The sequence below is a fragment of the Alphaproteobacteria bacterium 33-17 genome (assembly GCA_001897445.1).
Taxonomy (GTDB): Bacteria; Pseudomonadota; Alphaproteobacteria; order Rickettsiales; family 33-17; genus 33-17.
On sequence record MKSX01000008.1, the window covers coordinates 1 to 15,908 of the forward strand.

Here is a 15,908-nt window from a genome sequence, read left to right on the forward strand (position 1 = left end):
GACCAATAGTTCCTATATTAGCGTGAGGCTTCGACCTCTCAAATTTTGCCTTTCCCATAACTACCCCTTGTATGACTAGTACAAATTATATAAATCTTTTGGAGCGGGTGACGGGAATCGAACCCGCACAATCAGCTTGGAAGGCTGAGACTCTACCATTGAGCTACACCCGCACTTGCTTGCGTATCTCAAAATGGTGGAAGAGGCAGGATTCGAACCTGCGAACACTTACGTGGGCAGATTTACAGTCTGCTGCCATTGACCGCTCGGCCACTCTTCCAAATCTCTGATTTTTGATACACAGCCTTTATCAAAGTATAATATATTTAGCTGGGTTCTTTTATTTCGTCAACAAAATTTACAAGTATTTTATAGATTTCTTGTCTTTTCCTGTTTTATGTCATAGAATTAGGCAAAATTCATACATATTTTATTAAAAAATTAACCATGTCAAAGCCAATTTATCTATACGGAAAGCACGTAATTGAATCGATTATCAATTCTAAAGCTCGAAAAATTTATCAAATTATATCCTCAGATTCAAATTTTATAAATTTATATAAAAAACAATTTGATACTACATTTCTGGATAATAAAGCAATAACAAAATTACTACCCGAAGGTTCGGTACATGGCGGTTATGCTATTCAATGCTCACCAAAAGACATTGTTTCTGTTGAAAAAATCATAGCTAATAAGAATAAATATAAAACTATTGCAGTTCTTGATCAGGTAACCGACCCCCACAATGTTGGCGCTATTATAAGAAGTGCTGTTTCTTTTAGTGTGAACTGCCTTATAATGCCTGAGCATAACTCAGTGATTGATTCCCCTACTCTTGCAAAATCTGCATCAGGCGGATTAGAGTCTATTGCTATTGCCATGGGTAACCTTACCAAAATCCTTGAAAAACTCAAAGATAATGAATACTGGATTTTCGGCATGGATGGTAAAGCTAGACAAGAAGTTAGTTATGTAAATAAGTTTGAGTATAAAGCAATTGTATTAGGATCGGAAGGCACAGGAATCAGACCACTTGTTGCAAAAACATGCGATGATCTGATTAAAATTAACATGACTGGGCTAGTAGAGAGTTTAAACGTATCAAACGCCGCAGCTATTTGCTTTTATGAAATTTTCAAAGATCCAAAGTAATATTTTCAATAATTCTGACCTTAATATTATTACATAGTATAGCATCTACTCTAAGATCATAATGAGCAAAACTTTGATTTTCAGTTAAAAATTGCTGCAAGCTATCACTAATTCTGTTTATTTGCCTTTTAGATATTGCATAATGAGCGTCTGATATATCTTCTCTATACTTAACCTCGCATGCAATTAAAAGATTTTGCGACTTGTTCTCGATAATAACATCTATTTCGCCATATTTCGTTTTATATCTGTGGCTTAGTATGTTATAACCCTTATTCTCCAGATATTTTATTACCCTTTTCTCAATATCGAGTCCAATACTATACGATTTCTTCATAGTTAAAATAATAACAAATTTTATACAATTCTATTGACATTCTTTTTGTTTTAAATTACAACAACTTAATATGCAATAATTATAACCAATACCGGAGTTGTTATGGACGCTGATTTAACAAATTACAAGCCTAGCGAAGATGAACCGTATATGAATACAAGGCAAGTCGCCTATTTCAAAAAGAAACTTATGGATTGGAAACTAGAGCTTATCAATGAGTCTAATGAAACATTGGAGCATCTAAAAGAGTCTAATATTAATAACCCAGACCCAAATGACAGAGCAAGTGCTGAAGTAGAGACTGCTTTTGAACTTAGAACTCGTGACAGATATAAAAAGCTTATTGATAAAATTGACTCTGCTTTATCAAGAATTCAAGACGGATCATATGGTTACTGCATTGAAACAGGCGACCCAATCGGTGTTAAACGCTTAGAAGCAAGACCAGTTGCAGCTTTATCTATTGAAGCGCAGGAAAGACGTGAGAACTACGAAAGAACTTACAATGAAGATGATGAATAAATTCTCAATTATAATTTCCCCAAAAATCAACCCGGTTAATAAGCCGGGTTTTTTTATTTATGAGGGAAATTTTGTATGTAAAAACGTTGCAAAAAGGACTAGAAATCAAAAGTTACTTATGATACAAGTTCATTAAATTATTGGCGTAAATATGGATTATAAAAAATACACAAGAATTATAATTAAAAAAACAATAAGAAGCATAAATAAAGGCTTTTTAAAGGTATTTAGTCATATTTATGAGGATAGCTTAAAAGGATACTTATTATCTTGGTTGTTTGGGATATTAATAATCTTATTAGTTCCTAATTCTATGTCAGCATTTTTAATAATATGCATACCTGTTATAAATAGAAGTTGTTATGAAAATATTACCTTTAATAATGCTTTACTGGCAAGGGAAGAAAAAATAAAATTCAGATTAGATTTATTAATAATATTTATATATTTGACTATTATGTTAATCATGCTTCTTGTTTATAAAAATCAATTAAAAAATACTTTAAATATTATAGAGTCAAGTTTCTTTACTAGTGTATATATAATAAATTCTTTAACCTCACGTTTCATTTGTTTGTTATTTGGGATTAAATTCAATCAGTTTATATACCTCTTTTTATCAAAAGAACGCATTCAACTAGAAACAGCTCCTTTTAATATGATGCCAAACAATTTAACGTCTTATAAAACATCTATGATTAATAATACTGATGCTGAACGTTCACGTTATATAAATATTATTTCGAAATTATAATTAATTGCTATTATTGATGAGACCAAAGGTATAAATATGGATTATAAAAGATATTCAAGAATTATAATTAGAAGAGCATTAAGAAGCATGAAAAAAGGCTTCTTAAATGTATTTAGTCATATTTATGAGGATAGCTTAAAAGGGTACTTATTATCTTGGTTGTTTGGGATATTGTTTTTCTTTATAATGATTCCGCCTCTAGGTATATTTCTTTTTATTTATGCTCTAAATTTTGAGAAAAAAATGATTTTAATGTTAAATTCTACTATTAAATCTCATAAAAATCTTACATAATCATATTCTAAAATATTGTTTATAACCTGCATATTAATTACTGTTATATCTATTTTAATAGTAAACAATTTTAAATTTCCCGCTATTATATATAGCAATGATGATAATATTTTTTCTTTAAAATCGACAAATCTTTTTAGTAACCTGTTTATAAGCATAGTTTATATGGTATCTAGTGGAATTAAAAGATCTATATGCATATTTTTAGGAATTCCATTAAGCCAGTATGTAAATATTGTCGGTGTAAGCAAATTTTTAATAAAGCCGTTGTTGAATACCACTAATTGCTACAATACAAACTCAACAAAAAACAATAATTCTATACAAAACTTTCATAGCAATAATTACAGAAGATATATCAACATTATTTCCAGAACTCCAAAATAACAATTTGATGCGCTAAAGTTTAAGAGATTAAAAATGGGTGAGCGGGGGGAAATAAAAAAATAGTCCAGTGAACTATTTTTTTATTTAACACCCATTTTTAAGCGAATAAACTCTAAGGAGTTTTTCGCATTTATTTACATAAAACCTATATTAATTCCTCACCCAAAGCTCTTTGAAATAACTCACCCACTAATGCTCTTTCATCATTAAGTAGTTTGTTTACAAAACTAACAAGCAGCGCATCTTTTGGATTGTTATAAATCACAGTGTTTTCTGCCCACGAAAGGCTTGTTCTCGGCGACATTGCAAAACTAATCTCGCCCATTGTAAAAGCTTTTCTTAGCAACTCAAAACAGGTTAAATACTGATCTAGTTTTTCATCTGATATAATATCTTTTATACCTGCAACCTTTTGCAAAATAAGCTTTTTTTCAACTTCCTTTGAAATATAATTGAGGTTCACGCATATGTGCCACCTATCAAGCTGCGCCTGATTGAGCTGGTTTGTACCTGCATAAATCCCTAAAAAGTCGCCACTTCCCAGTGTGTTAGATGTTGCAAATATTCTAAAATCCGTATGTGGATCAATCACAATATTTTCATCAATTAAAACCAGCTTACGATCATTCTCAAGTAACCTTTGCAGAATAAATAAAAAGTCAGGTTTTGCTGCATCATACTCATCAAGTATAAGCGCAATCGGTCTTTTAACTGACCACGGAAGCAATCCCTCTTTAAATTCCAGTACTTGTTTGTCGTTTTTTATAACGATATAATCCCTGCCAATAAATTCAGACCTGGATAAATTACCATCTAAATTTACTCTTAAAACAGGCCAGTTTAATCTGCTTGCAACTTGCTCAATATGTGTAGACTTTCCAGTACCATGTAGGCCCTGCACTAGCACATTTTTACGATATAAAAAGCCATTTAAGATTGCTTTCGTAACAAATGGATCAAACACATAGTTTTCATCAATTTTTGGAACCATGCTATTTTCTTCTTGTAATTTCGGAACTTCAAACTTTTCAGCAAATCCAAATACTTCCGAGCTTATATACGAATGGTTTGACTCAACTAAATGCTTTAACATCTGCTCTCTCCAATAAAAAAACCGCCATAATATTTTAGGCAGTTTTAAATTTATTTGCCACTATTTATTTTGGCTTGTGCTGCGGCAAGTCTTGCAATCGGCACTCTAAATGGTGAACATGATACATAATCAAGACCAATTTCATGACAAAATGCAATCGCTTCTGGGTTTCCGCCATGCTCACCGCAAATTCCAAGTTTAAGGCTTGATTGTGTTTTTCTTCCGCGCTCTACTGCTATTTGCATAAGCTCACCCACGCCTTCTGTATCTAAGCATGCAAACGGGTCATGTTCAAATACTGCTTTATCTTTATAAATACCAATAAATGAAGCTGAATCATCACGCGACATTCCAAGTGTTGTCTGCGTAAGGTCATTAGTACCAAAGCTGAAAAAGTCTGCAATTTCTGCTATTTCCCCACCTTTAAGCGCTGCTCTTGGAAGCTCAATCATCGTACCTACTGAATATTCACACTCAGATTTTGTATCATTAAATACTTTTGTAGCGGTATTAGTTACCAAGTCCTTCATGATTTCGATTTCACGGCGGCTCATAACAAGCGGAATCATAATTTCAGGCGCAACTTTCACACCTTTTTCTTTTACAGTAATTGCAGCCCTGATAATTGCCTCAACCTGCATTTCATAAATTTCAGGATATGACATAGCAAGCCTACAGCCCCTATGACCAAGCATTGGGTTAGATTCATGCAGCACTTCCGCACGCTGTTTAATAAAGTTTACAGTCTTACCTGAAACATTTGCAACCTGCTCAAACTCTTCTTCTTTGTTTGGTAAGAATTCATGAAGTGGCGGATCAAGTAATCTAATTGTTACAGGAAGCCCGTCCATAACTGTGAAAATCTTTTCAAAATCCTGCTGCTGCATTGGCATAAGCTTAGATAAAGCCTTTCTTCTATCTTCCTGATTTTCCGCAATAATCATCTCACGAATTGCAATAATTCTGTCAGGCTGGAAGAACATATGCTCTGTTCTGCAAAGTCCAATACCTTCCGCACCAAACTGCCTTGCAACTTCCACATCTTGCGGAGTCTCAGCATTAGTACGAACTTTAAGTTTTCTAATACTATCTGCCCATGACATAATTTTTTGGAAATTATCTGATAAATCAGGTTTTACAGTTGGAACCTCACCTAATATTACTTCACCATTGCTTCCATTAATAGTAATCATATCACCTTCTTTGATGACTTTATCACCAACAGTCATGATTGATTTTTTATAATCTATATTAATTTTTGATGCGCCACATACACATGTTTTACCCATACCGCGCGCAACTACTGCCGCATGCGATGTCATACCACCACGTGATGTTAAAATACCTTCAGATGCAAGCATCCCGTGGATATCTTCAGGAGATGTTTCAATACGCACAAGTATAACTTTAATACCTTTCTCAGCATATTTTTCAGCATCTTCTGCGCTAAATACCACAGCACCGCATGCAGCACCAGGAGATGCAGGAAGACCCTTATCGATTAATGTATATGTTGCTTTTGGATCTATTGTTGGATGCAGTAACTGATCAAGAGAGGTAGGTACAATCCTTGAAATTGCTTCCTCCTTAGATATTGTTCCTGCTTCACACATATCAACTGCAATATTTATCGCGGCATTCGCGCTACGTTTACCTGAACGTGTTTGTAATATCCAAAGTTTACCTTCCTGCACAGTAAATTCAATATCCTGCATGTCTCTATAGTTTGCTTCTAAATTATTTGCAACTGTTTGAAGCTCATTGAAAATTCCTGGCATTACTTCTTCAAGCGCCGCCTCTTTTGACTTATTTGCATTCTTACCGTGAATAGTAATTTGCTGCGGTGTTCTAATTCCCGCAACCACGTCTTCACCCTGAGCATTAACCAAATACTCACCATATAAATAGTTTTCACCTGTTGATGGGTCTCTTGTAAAACATACACCAGTCAAAGATGTATCGCCCATATTACCAAACACCATTGCCTGAATATTTACCGCAGTACCCCAAGATTCAGGAATATTATGCATTTTTCTATATGTGATAGCTCTTGCATTCATCCATGAGTCAAATACTGCCTGAATTGCGCCCCAAAGCTGCTCATTTACATCTTCTGGGAAGTCTTTTCCGCTTCTGTCTTTTACAATTGCTTTAAATTTATTTACTAAAGTTTTAAGGGCTTCAACATCTAACTGATTATCGGTTTTAGCGTCTCTTTCAATTTTCTCAGATTCCAAAACATCTTCAAAATAATGAGAATGTATGCCGAGTACTACATCAGAATACATTTGAATAAAGCGCCTGTAGCTATCATATGCAAATCTTGGATTATTTGTCTTTTTAGCTAACGCCTCTACTGTGACTTCATTAAGACCAAGGTTTAATATCGTATCCATCATACCTGGCATAGAAGCCCTTGCACCTGATCTTACAGACACTAACAGTGGGTTTGTACTATCACCAAAAGCATTTCCTATGATTTTTTGAATATGATCAATCCCTTCGCTTACAGATTTTTTAAGTGCATCTGGTATTGTTTTGTTATTTTTATAGTAGTCTACGCAGAGATTAGTTGTAATTGTAAATCCTGGAGGAACCGCAACACCACGTGCGCACATATCAGCAAGGTTTGCGCCTTTACCACCAAGAATGTCCTTCATTGTGGCATTTCCCTCTGCCTTACCATCTCCAAACGTATATACTAACTTTTCCATCTTTCGTAACCTAAAACTATATTTATACTAAATTCAACAATGCAAAATCTGCAAAATCTTTCACTAAATTGCTTACAGATCTAATTAAAGCAACTCTATTTAATTTTATATTTTCTCTGTCGTCATTTACAATTACCCCATCAAAAAATCTGTTAATCGGGTGAGTTAGATCGGTCAGCAACTCAAACATTCTAAAATACTCTTTGTTTTTAAAATGCTCTGCTACTTCGTCTTTTATATCCTGAACTGCATAATATAATGCATTTTCTTCTTCTTTTTCAAAGAGCGCTGTATCAAGCTTAACTTCTTTTACTTTTGGCATTGAGCTAAGTATTGAAATTGCTCGGTTAAGTGCAACTAACATCGGTTTAAACCTTACGTCATTAGCAACAGATTCTAATAATTTAATTCTATGATTTAAATCTGATAAATTTTCTGTCGATACTTTTGTCATAACGGCATCAAATACGTCCTGACGTTTAATTTCCTGCTTTTTAAGGAACTTAAAGCGATCTAAAATAAATGCGTAAATTTCATCAACAACGCGTTTATGTTTTTCACAAATGCCTTCTTCTTTATCCTTAAAATATTTTGCAGGGTAAAGGCTAAACGCAGTATCTAAAACCACCTTTAATGGCACTTGTAAATTGTTTTCTAATATTATTCTGATAATACCAAGCGCTGCTCTTCTAAGTGCATATGGGTCTTTTGAACTTGTTGGAATTTCACCAATACTGAAAAATCCTACAATTGTATCAATCTTATCACTAAGAGCAACCGCAATTGACTCTGGGTTTTTAGGGCATTCTGTGTCAGGTCCCAAAGGTAAATAGTGAGAATAAATTGCCTCACATACTTCTTCATGGTTTCCTTGAATATGCGCATAAATACTACCCATAAGACCCTGAAGTTCAGGGAATTCTGAAACAGCATTTGTAGTTAAATCAGCTTTAGCAAGCCTTGCTGCAGTTTCTACTTTTTCTAAATTTGAAAACGGAACCCACATAGCTAAATAAAGCGCTAAATTTGATAGTCTTTCAGACTTTTCAAACATATTACCAAGTTTTTCATGAAATGTTAGCCTTGATAAATCCTGCACTCTGTCTTCAAGCTTTACCGATAAATCCTGCTCAAAAAAGAACTTAGCATCTGCAAGCCTTGCTGAAATTACTTTTTCATTACCTTTAATAATATTTTGCGATGCGTGATAATCACTATTTGATACTATAATAAATTTATTAGTAAGCTCATCGTTTTTATTATAAAGCGGGAAATAACGCTGATTCGATTTCATTGTAGATTCGATTATTTGTGGCGGTACTTTTAAGTATTCATGGCTAAAATTACCTACTAATATAAGTGGCCATTCTACAAGCCCGGCTACTTCCTCTAAAAGCCTTTTATCTTCATGAATAATAAGCGCCATATCGCTTGCAACTCTTTGCATTTCCTGCCAAATAAACTGCATTTTTTCTTCAAAGTTCAAATATACAAATCGCTTTTTTAAATTTTCAGCGTAATCTGCAAAATATCTTACTTCAAAAGTTCCTTCACTTATAAATCTATGACCTTGTGAAGTTCTGCCGGCTTTTACTCCGCAATAACTTACTGGCAGTACTTTACCATCATAAAGGCAAACAATACTACGAATCGGACGCACCCATGTATCTGAATATACCGACCACTTCATTGATTTTGACCAGTTAAAATTTCTGATAATACCGTTTATAATATTTGTCAGCACTTCATTTAAATCAATATTTGAAGCTTTATTAATAATGCAAAAGAACTCACCTTTATCAGTAGAGATTTTTTGTAAATCTTCAAGTTGCTTACCATACTTCTTTAAGAACCCGTCAATAGCATTTTGGTTAGCATCAGTCCTAGGTCCTCTAATTTCCTGATCACCTGTTTCCTTAACGCTAATATTTTCTGCGTGAAGCACAAGTCTTCTGCTAGATACATATGTATCTATTTTTTTTGCTTCAATATTTTGTTTAGCGATTTGCTCACTAAATAATGTTTTAAGTTGCTCTTTGGCTTTCAGCTGCATTCTTGCAGGGATTTCTTCACCAAAAATTTCTAAAAGTAATTCTGACATAATCTACCCAACGTAACTTTCAGCACAAAGTTTAGCAAGCGCTCTTACTCTTGCTATATAGCTAGCTCTTTCACTAACACTTATAACGCCTCTTGCATCTAATATATTAAAGCAGTTACTTGCTTTTATGCATTGCTCATAAGCTGCTAAGGCTAAATTTCTTTTAATAAGCTCATTACACTCTTGTTCTGCATCTATAAAGTGCTGACGTAAAATATCTGCATTAGCAATATCAAGACAATATGCCGACATATGCTTTTCATATCTTTTGTGAATGTCGCCATAGCTATAACTATCCAGCATATTTTCAGGCGCATTATAGCGAAGGTCAAAAAAATTATCTTTGTTTTGAAGATACATAGCAATACGCTCAAGACCGTAAGTGAGCTCTCCAGTAATCGGCTTACACTCTATGCCGCCAATTTGCTGCATATAGGTAAACTGCGATATTTCCATACCGTCGCACCATACTTCCCAGCCAAGACCCCACGCGCCAAGTGTTGGACTTTCCCAATCATCTTCTACAAACCTAATGTCATGTTCTTTTGGATCGATACCAATTGCTTTTAAACTTGCAAGATATAAATCTACAATATCTTCTGGTGATGGTTTTAAAATTACCTGGTATTGATGAAACTTATAAACTCTGTTTGGGTTTTCACCATATCTACCATCTGTAGGTCTTCTGGATGGCTGAACATAAGCCGCTTTAATAGGCTTACTGTCAAGCGCCATAAGGGTTGTCGCAGGGTGGAATGTTCCCGCTCCCATTTCCATATCATATGGCTGAAGCATAACGCAGCCATAGTCGCACCAAAATTTATTGAGCGTAAAAATCAAATCCTGAAAAGAATCTTTTGCAGCCATAAAATACTACCTTAACCAACGTAATTCTTCGTATATATCACTTATAACATCACCTAATCCAAAGCGTGACAAAAGTCCCTTTTTCTTAGGTTCATATTTTTGAATTTTAAAATTTGTACCGAACTTTTCTTCTAAAAAACTATCAAGATCAGCTAAATGATCTATTAAGCCATGATCTAATGCTTTTTTGCCTGACCAAATTCTACCCGTAAATACTTCTTCTGGATCTTTTATTTTTGTACCGCGTGATGCCATAATCGCACCTTTAAAGTTTTCAAAAATATCATCCTGAACTTCTCTGATAATTGCTTTATCATTTTCATTTTCAGGTAAGAACGGATCTAATATACTTTTATTTTTACCAACCGTGTAAACTCTGCGCTCAATTCCAAGCTTATCTAAAGCTTTAGTAAAACCAAACCCTGCTGATATTACCCCAATACTTCCGACTATTGAATTATCACTCGCTATAATTTCGTCACAGCTTGCAGCTATATAATATCCACCAGATGCAGCGACATCTTCTAAGTAGCTATATGTTGGAATGCTATATTTTTTAGAAAGCTTTCTAATTTTTCTATAAATAAGGTCAGATTGAACAGGCGCTCCACCTGGAGAATTTATTTGTATTACCACCGCTTTTGGTTTTGATGTAAAAGCTTTCTCAAGAATGCTGTTATACTGATCAATGGTAATACCGTTTTTCTTAACACCGATAACACCTTTAAATGAAATCACAGCAACTGTTGGTTTTGGTTTGAACTTATTAATTAGCGCCTTCATTAAGCCTACCCAAATTGTAATATTTAATATTTTGCTTTTGCATATCACTTATACAATAGATATTGCGAAAATCAATTATAATAGCATCACTATTAAAATTTAGACCTTTAAATTCTGACCACTCAGTAAGCACTACTATTATTTTTGTACTATCCAAAACGCCCTGTAAATTATTGACAAAGTTAAAATTATCCAACTCTTTAGGCTTAGAATTTGTATAAGCAGGGTCATATATTATAGCATTCAAACCCTTGGATTTTAGCATCGGCAATATGGTCAGTGATGCGCTATCTCGCATGTCATCGGTGTTTGCTTTAAACGTAACGCCCAGTATTCCAATGTTATTTTGGTTATATTTTTGTGCAATTTTTACAATAAAATCAGCAAGATATTCTTTATGCATCTGGTTTGATACCAGAATATTGTTTATGATTGGCAGTTCCTTAGCGTGATTTTGGGCAGTAGTACTAAGTGCCTTAACATCCTTAGGAAAACACGACCCCCCAAATCCAGGACCTGGGTTTAAAAATGCCTTACCTATTCTGGAATCAAGACCAATACCCAGGGACACATCTTTGATATTTGCATCAAAACTATCGCAAAGTCTCGCCATTTCATTAATAAAACCCACTTTCATAGCTAAAAAACTGTTCGCCGCATATTTGATCATTTCAGCAGTTGTAACATTGGTATGCACAAATTCTGCTTTATCTTTAAAATAGCCAAAAATATCAATTATCCTGGATTTATCCTGATCATTTCTTGTGCCAATAATTATGCGTTCAGGATTCATAAAATCGTAAATAGCCGACCCTTCACGTAAAAATTCCGGGCAAGATGCAAAACTAAGTTTTTTAGGATATTTTTTATAAATATCTTCCCCAGTACCTATTGGAACTGTTGATTTTATTACTATGGTAGAAGATTGTGAAAGTACGTTTTCTAAGCTTTCTATAGCGCTATATAAATATGATAAGTCTGATGAACCTGTTTTAGGATCATTGGGAGTACCTACACATACAAAAGCAATGCTTGAATCTTTGAGGTCATTGATATTGCTTGTAAATTTCACCTTACCGCTATTAGTTGCTTCCTGTAAAAGCTCAGGTAAACCAGGCTCTAGAAACGGCGCAATTCCGTTTTTTAAGCTTTCAATCTTATCCGTTTGCATGTCAAAGCAAATTACAGATTTGCCAATTTTTGCAAGGCAAAGCGCCGTAATCAGCCCAACATAACCTGCACCTATTACAGCAATAATCATTTATACTTCCCTAATATACTTTTAATCTCATAGTGAAATTCAGGATTATCATACATATAGCCAATATTTGCGTCCAAAAATCCAACCTGATTCCCACAATCATAACGATCACCTTTAAATTCAAGTGCGTAAAAATCTTTATTTTCCAGCATCTTAATCATAGCATCAGTTAGCTGCACTTCCCCACCTTTACCTTTTGACTGATTGGCTAAAATATCAAAAATTTCAGGCTCAAGAATATAACGACCTACAATAGATAAATTTGATGGCGCGTCTTTAGGATCTGGCTTTTCCACCATATTCTTAATTTTATAGAGATTATTTTTAAGCTTGTCGGCGTCAATTATACCATATGAATTTGTTTTATCGCGTTCAACTTCAGCTACACCCACAACCGGAGATCCGTATTCATTGTAAACATCTACCATCTCTTTTAAAAAGCCTTGTTCGCATTTAAGCATTTCATCAGCTAAAATTACCGCAAATGGCTCATTTCCAATAAAATTTCTAGCGCAGTAAACAGCATGTCCAAGACCAAGTGGCTCTTGCTGCCTTACGAAAGCAATACTGCCCGCATCGGGAAGCCAGCCTTTTACCATACTCAGCTCATCCTTCTTTTGCTTCTCATCAAGTACTGACTGCAATTCATATGCATGGTCAAAGTGGTTGTTGATAGTATTCTTATTACGACCTGTAACAAATAAAAATAGCTCAATTCCAGCATTTTGTGCTTCTTCAAATGCATACTGAATTAAGGGCTTTGAGGCAACTGGCAGCATTTCTTTTGGAAGAGACTTGGTAACTGGCAAAAACCTTGTTCCTAACCCACCTACCGGAAATATAACTTTTTTAATTTTTTTCATAATTTGAAATATCTTTATAATAATACTTTAAAGCTAGCAAACTATAACAGAACTCATACAAATTTGGAATAAAATTTACATGACTTTATAACTAAATAGATATATAAAAGGGTTAATTATAAATATTAAACTTTAACTCCCTTTAATAAAAATGCAAAAAAACTACTATCTTGCTATAGATACGGTAAATTTAAATACATCGGCCGCAGTGCTTGATGATGAAGGAATTTTGGCATATGAGATTAACTTAAAGCCATCACAGCAAGCTAAAACTATATTCTCACTTATAGAACAAGTACTTGAAAAAGCTGGAATTTCATATGACATGCTCACAAAAGTTATAGTATCAATTGGTCCTGGCAGTTTTACAGGAATCAGGATTGGACTATCTGCCGCACAAGGCATAGCCATTGGCAAAAATATAGAAGTAGTTGGAATAGATAATTTTTCAGCATTTCTAGCAGATAAAAATATTACTGAAAATTGCCTGATCAGAATCGATGGCGGTAAAAGTGATTTTTATGAGGTAGAAATTATAGATGGTAAAATTGCATCTGAGGGCAAACTAGTAAACCAAACCTTAGAAACCAGTTTACCAGTTTATAATGTTGGCTATACAGATGTAACGGCACTTTCTGTTGCTAAGGCATTTTTAGCATCAAAAAATGGCAATATCAAATTAAGCCCGCCAAGCCCATATTATATAAGACCAGCTAACATAACCCAGCCAAAGGCTCAGCAATGTTAGAGAATATTTATATTATCCTCGATAAGCCGCAAATGGGCGAAAATATTGGGGCTGCAGCAAGGTCTATGGCAAATTTTGGTCTTATAAATCTTAGGATAATTTCACCACGCGATGGATGGCCAAATGAAGCAGCATATTATATGGCAACTTTTGGCAAAGATATTTTAGACAGAGCTGAAATATATGAAAATTTTGAAGACGCCATTAAAGATTTAAACCATGTGTTTGCAACCTTTGGCAGGGAGCTGACCCATTTTGCAAAACCCATTTTATCCCCAAGAAAAGCAAGGGAGAAAATAGAGGAAATTGGTAATCAAAATAAAGTAGGAATAGTATTTGGATGTGAGAGAGTGGGGTTAAATAACGACCAATTATCTATGTGCAATTCGCTATTAATGATTAACACCGCTGAAAATGCAAAGTCTATGAACCTTGCTCAAGCTGTAACTATTATTGCCTATGAGCTTAGCCAAATGAGCGAGCCAATATCTACACCGCAGACGCTTGCTAGCCTGCAAGATTTTGAAGGCATGATAAATCATTTAGACCAAGAGCTAAGTAATAAAGGTTTTTTTCAGGAACCCAATAAAAAGAAAGGCATGATGATTAATATACGCAACATGTTTAACAGGTGTATGTTTAATCATCAGGAGATTCAAACCTTACGCGGCATAATCAGAAGCCTTTCTAAATAGATACTAAGACATCAGATTCTTTTCTGCTATCTTCGTATTTTCTAAATAGTAATTCGGGATTTTCAACCGTATGGCGTAATTTTATTTTTCTATTTTGACTCTCTCTTACTAAATCCAAATACCAGATATTTATAATATCGCACCCCCCCTCTTCAATTAAGCGCGGTGAGTTTTTTAGATCTGTAATAAATTTCAAGTCTGCATCAAGCTCAATATATGTATCTAATAAATCTTTTTTAATATTATGAATCAGTGTATATTGCAGCGGAGTTTTTCCATAAATATCTTCTGCGTTAATATCAATTTTCTCACTTAGAACTTTTAAAAGTTTCGGTGTTAATGTATTTGCCATAGCCATTATGTGAAGAATATTTCTTAAAGATAATCCTTTTATGACTTCTACACCTAAGTTATTTTCAGCCATATACTCAACGATATCTAAAGCCCCTCTTTTAGCCGCTTTAAAAATAGCAGTTTCTAATAATATATCTTGATGCTCAATGTCTGCATTATTTTTACATAAAATTTGTACTGTTTTTAATGTCCCCTGACTTGCAGCTAATATAAGAGGTGTTTCAAATTTTTTGTTTTTAGAGTTAACATCAGCCCCCTTTTTTAAAAGAATAATTAATATATCATATGCAATCTTTGGATTCATACATGCAATATGCAAAGGGGTATTTTTATTAGTATCTGCAATATTAACGTTAAAACCACACTTTATTAAATTAAGAACTGATAATTTGCAAGATTTTGAAACCGCATAATGAAGTAAGCTGCCACGTCTGGAATCTTTATAATTCAATATTTCTTTTTTGAACTTATTTGGTAACTCATTTATTTCCAAAAGTATATCAGGTCTATCTGATGATATAGCAGCAATAAACACTTCAAATATACGTTGTAAATTTTCACTATTTATTGCATCCTTGAGAATATCAAATATTTGATATGGATCTTCATATTGATAGACCGATTTTTCAGCATCAAAATTTTCTGTAAATTGCATACACTCCCCTTGTCATAGCAAATTCAAAATTATATTAAAAATTTTATAATTTCTATGCAAGGAATAAAAAAGGATAAGACTTACAATCGTCCCAAAATGCTCTGCATTTTTAGCAATAGCCGTACGGCAATAACTGTCGTCATTGCGCGCGGGCATAGCCCCGCAAAGCAATCCACATCATTCTTAAGGATGTATAGTGGATCGCCGCGGAAAACTTCATTTTCCTCGCGATTGTATGGGTTCGGAGTATCGGTGACGGAATATTGGAGGAAAAGGGTTGACAATAAGTCTGAAAGGGCTGTTTAAGCGCCTTCTTTTTTCCTTT

General features: G+C 34.2%; 15 protein-coding genes and 2 tRNA genes. 6 read left to right on the forward strand and 11 right to left on the reverse strand.

Going from position 1 to position 15,908, the window contains the following annotated elements:
* Positions 1-99 precede the first annotated feature (99 nt).
* A tRNA-Gly gene (locus tag BGO27_03745) sits at positions 100-173 on the reverse strand.
* Between the two features lie 21 nt (positions 174-194).
* Positions 195-280: transfer RNA gene (locus tag BGO27_03750), tRNA-Tyr, on the reverse strand.
* 167 nt (positions 281-447) lie between these two features.
* On the opposite strand from BGO27_03750, the gene BGO27_03755 reads away from it, so the two are divergent.
* Complete coding sequence (locus BGO27_03755; protein ID OJV16084.1) at positions 448-1,155, forward strand: 23S rRNA (guanosine(2251)-2'-O)-methyltransferase RlmB; 708 nt, start codon at positions 448-450, stop codon at positions 1,153-1,155.
* On the opposite strand, the gene BGO27_03760 is transcribed toward BGO27_03755, so the two are convergent.
* The gene (locus BGO27_03760) at positions 1,139-1,492 is read right to left on the reverse strand and encodes a hypothetical protein (protein OJV16085.1); all 354 of its coding nucleotides are present in this window, start codon (positions 1,490-1,492) and stop codon (positions 1,139-1,141) included. The genes BGO27_03755 and BGO27_03760 overlap by 17 nt on opposite strands.
* 102 nt (positions 1,493-1,594) lie before the next feature.
* On the opposite strand from BGO27_03760, the gene BGO27_03765 reads away from it, so the two are divergent.
* The 3 genes from BGO27_03765 to BGO27_03775 all read left to right on the forward strand — a co-directional run bounded on the left by BGO27_03765 (position 1,595) and on the right by BGO27_03775 (position 3,062).
* Positions 1,595-2,014 (forward strand): RNA polymerase-binding protein DksA, encoded by a 420-nt coding sequence (locus BGO27_03765; protein ID OJV16086.1) that lies wholly within the window; start codon positions 1,595-1,597, stop codon positions 2,012-2,014.
* 151 nt (positions 2,015-2,165) lie between these two features.
* Positions 2,166-2,768: a hypothetical protein gene (locus BGO27_03770; protein OJV16087.1), complete on the forward strand. Its 603-nt coding sequence runs from the start codon at positions 2,166-2,168 to the stop codon at positions 2,766-2,768.
* 36 nt (positions 2,769-2,804) lie between these two features.
* On the forward strand, positions 2,805-3,062 hold the full coding sequence (locus BGO27_03775; GenBank protein OJV16088.1) for a hypothetical protein: 258 nt from the start codon (positions 2,805-2,807) through the stop codon (positions 3,060-3,062).
* A 532-nt stretch (positions 3,063-3,594) separates the two neighbouring features.
* Here BGO27_03775 and BGO27_03780 read toward each other — a convergent pair.
* The 7 genes from BGO27_03780 to BGO27_03810 are packed head-to-tail and all read right to left on the reverse strand — an operon-like array spanning position 3,595 to position 13,131.
* The gene (locus BGO27_03780; GenBank protein OJV16089.1) at positions 3,595-4,542 is read right to left on the reverse strand and encodes a cobaltochelatase subunit CobS; all 948 of its coding nucleotides are present in this window, start codon (positions 4,540-4,542) and stop codon (positions 3,595-3,597) included.
* Positions 4,543-4,592: 50 nt separating this feature from the next.
* The gene (locus BGO27_03785) at positions 4,593-7,256 is read right to left on the reverse strand and encodes a pyruvate, phosphate dikinase (GenBank protein ID OJV16090.1); all 2,664 of its coding nucleotides are present in this window, start codon (positions 7,254-7,256) and stop codon (positions 4,593-4,595) included.
* A gap of 22 nt (positions 7,257-7,278) precedes the next feature.
* A complete protein-coding gene (locus BGO27_03790; protein OJV16091.1) occupies positions 7,279-9,357 on the reverse strand; it encodes a glycine--tRNA ligase subunit beta in 2,079 nt (692 codons plus the stop codon).
* Between the two features lie 3 nt (positions 9,358-9,360).
* Positions 9,361-10,224, reverse strand: coding sequence for a glycine--tRNA ligase subunit alpha (locus BGO27_03795; protein ID OJV16092.1), 864 nt, complete (start codon positions 10,222-10,224; stop codon positions 9,361-9,363).
* A gap of 6 nt (positions 10,225-10,230) precedes the next feature.
* Positions 10,231-11,007, reverse strand: a complete 777-nt coding sequence (locus tag BGO27_03800; GenBank protein OJV16093.1) for a hypothetical protein — start codon at positions 11,005-11,007, stop codon at positions 10,231-10,233.
* The gene (locus BGO27_03805) at positions 10,991-12,268 is read right to left on the reverse strand and encodes a hypothetical protein (protein ID OJV16094.1); all 1,278 of its coding nucleotides are present in this window, start codon (positions 12,266-12,268) and stop codon (positions 10,991-10,993) included. Before BGO27_03805 ends, BGO27_03800 begins: the two co-directional genes overlap by 17 nt.
* Entirely contained in the window at positions 12,265-13,131 is an 867-nt protein-coding gene (locus tag BGO27_03810; protein OJV16095.1) for a UTP--glucose-1-phosphate uridylyltransferase, read from the reverse strand. The genes BGO27_03805 and BGO27_03810 overlap by 4 nt, the downstream gene beginning before the upstream one ends.
* A 151-nt stretch (positions 13,132-13,282) precedes the next feature.
* Between BGO27_03810 and BGO27_03815 the strand changes: the two genes are divergently transcribed.
* Together BGO27_03815 and BGO27_03820 are read left to right on the forward strand one after the other, a co-directional pair.
* The gene (locus BGO27_03815; protein ID OJV16096.1) at positions 13,283-13,879 is read left to right on the forward strand and encodes a tRNA (adenosine(37)-N6)-threonylcarbamoyltransferase complex dimerization subunit type 1 TsaB; all 597 of its coding nucleotides are present in this window, start codon (positions 13,283-13,285) and stop codon (positions 13,877-13,879) included.
* Entirely contained in the window at positions 13,873-14,574 is a 702-nt protein-coding gene (locus tag BGO27_03820; GenBank protein ID OJV16097.1) for a hypothetical protein, read from the forward strand. Before BGO27_03815 ends, BGO27_03820 begins: the two co-directional genes overlap by 7 nt.
* Here BGO27_03820 and BGO27_03825 read toward each other — a convergent pair.
* On the reverse strand, positions 14,567-15,583 hold the full coding sequence (locus tag BGO27_03825) for a hypothetical protein (GenBank protein OJV16098.1): 1,017 nt from the start codon (positions 15,581-15,583) through the stop codon (positions 14,567-14,569). The two genes, BGO27_03820 and BGO27_03825, sit on opposite strands and share 8 nt — an antisense overlap.
* Positions 15,584-15,908: the final 325 nt, after the last annotated feature.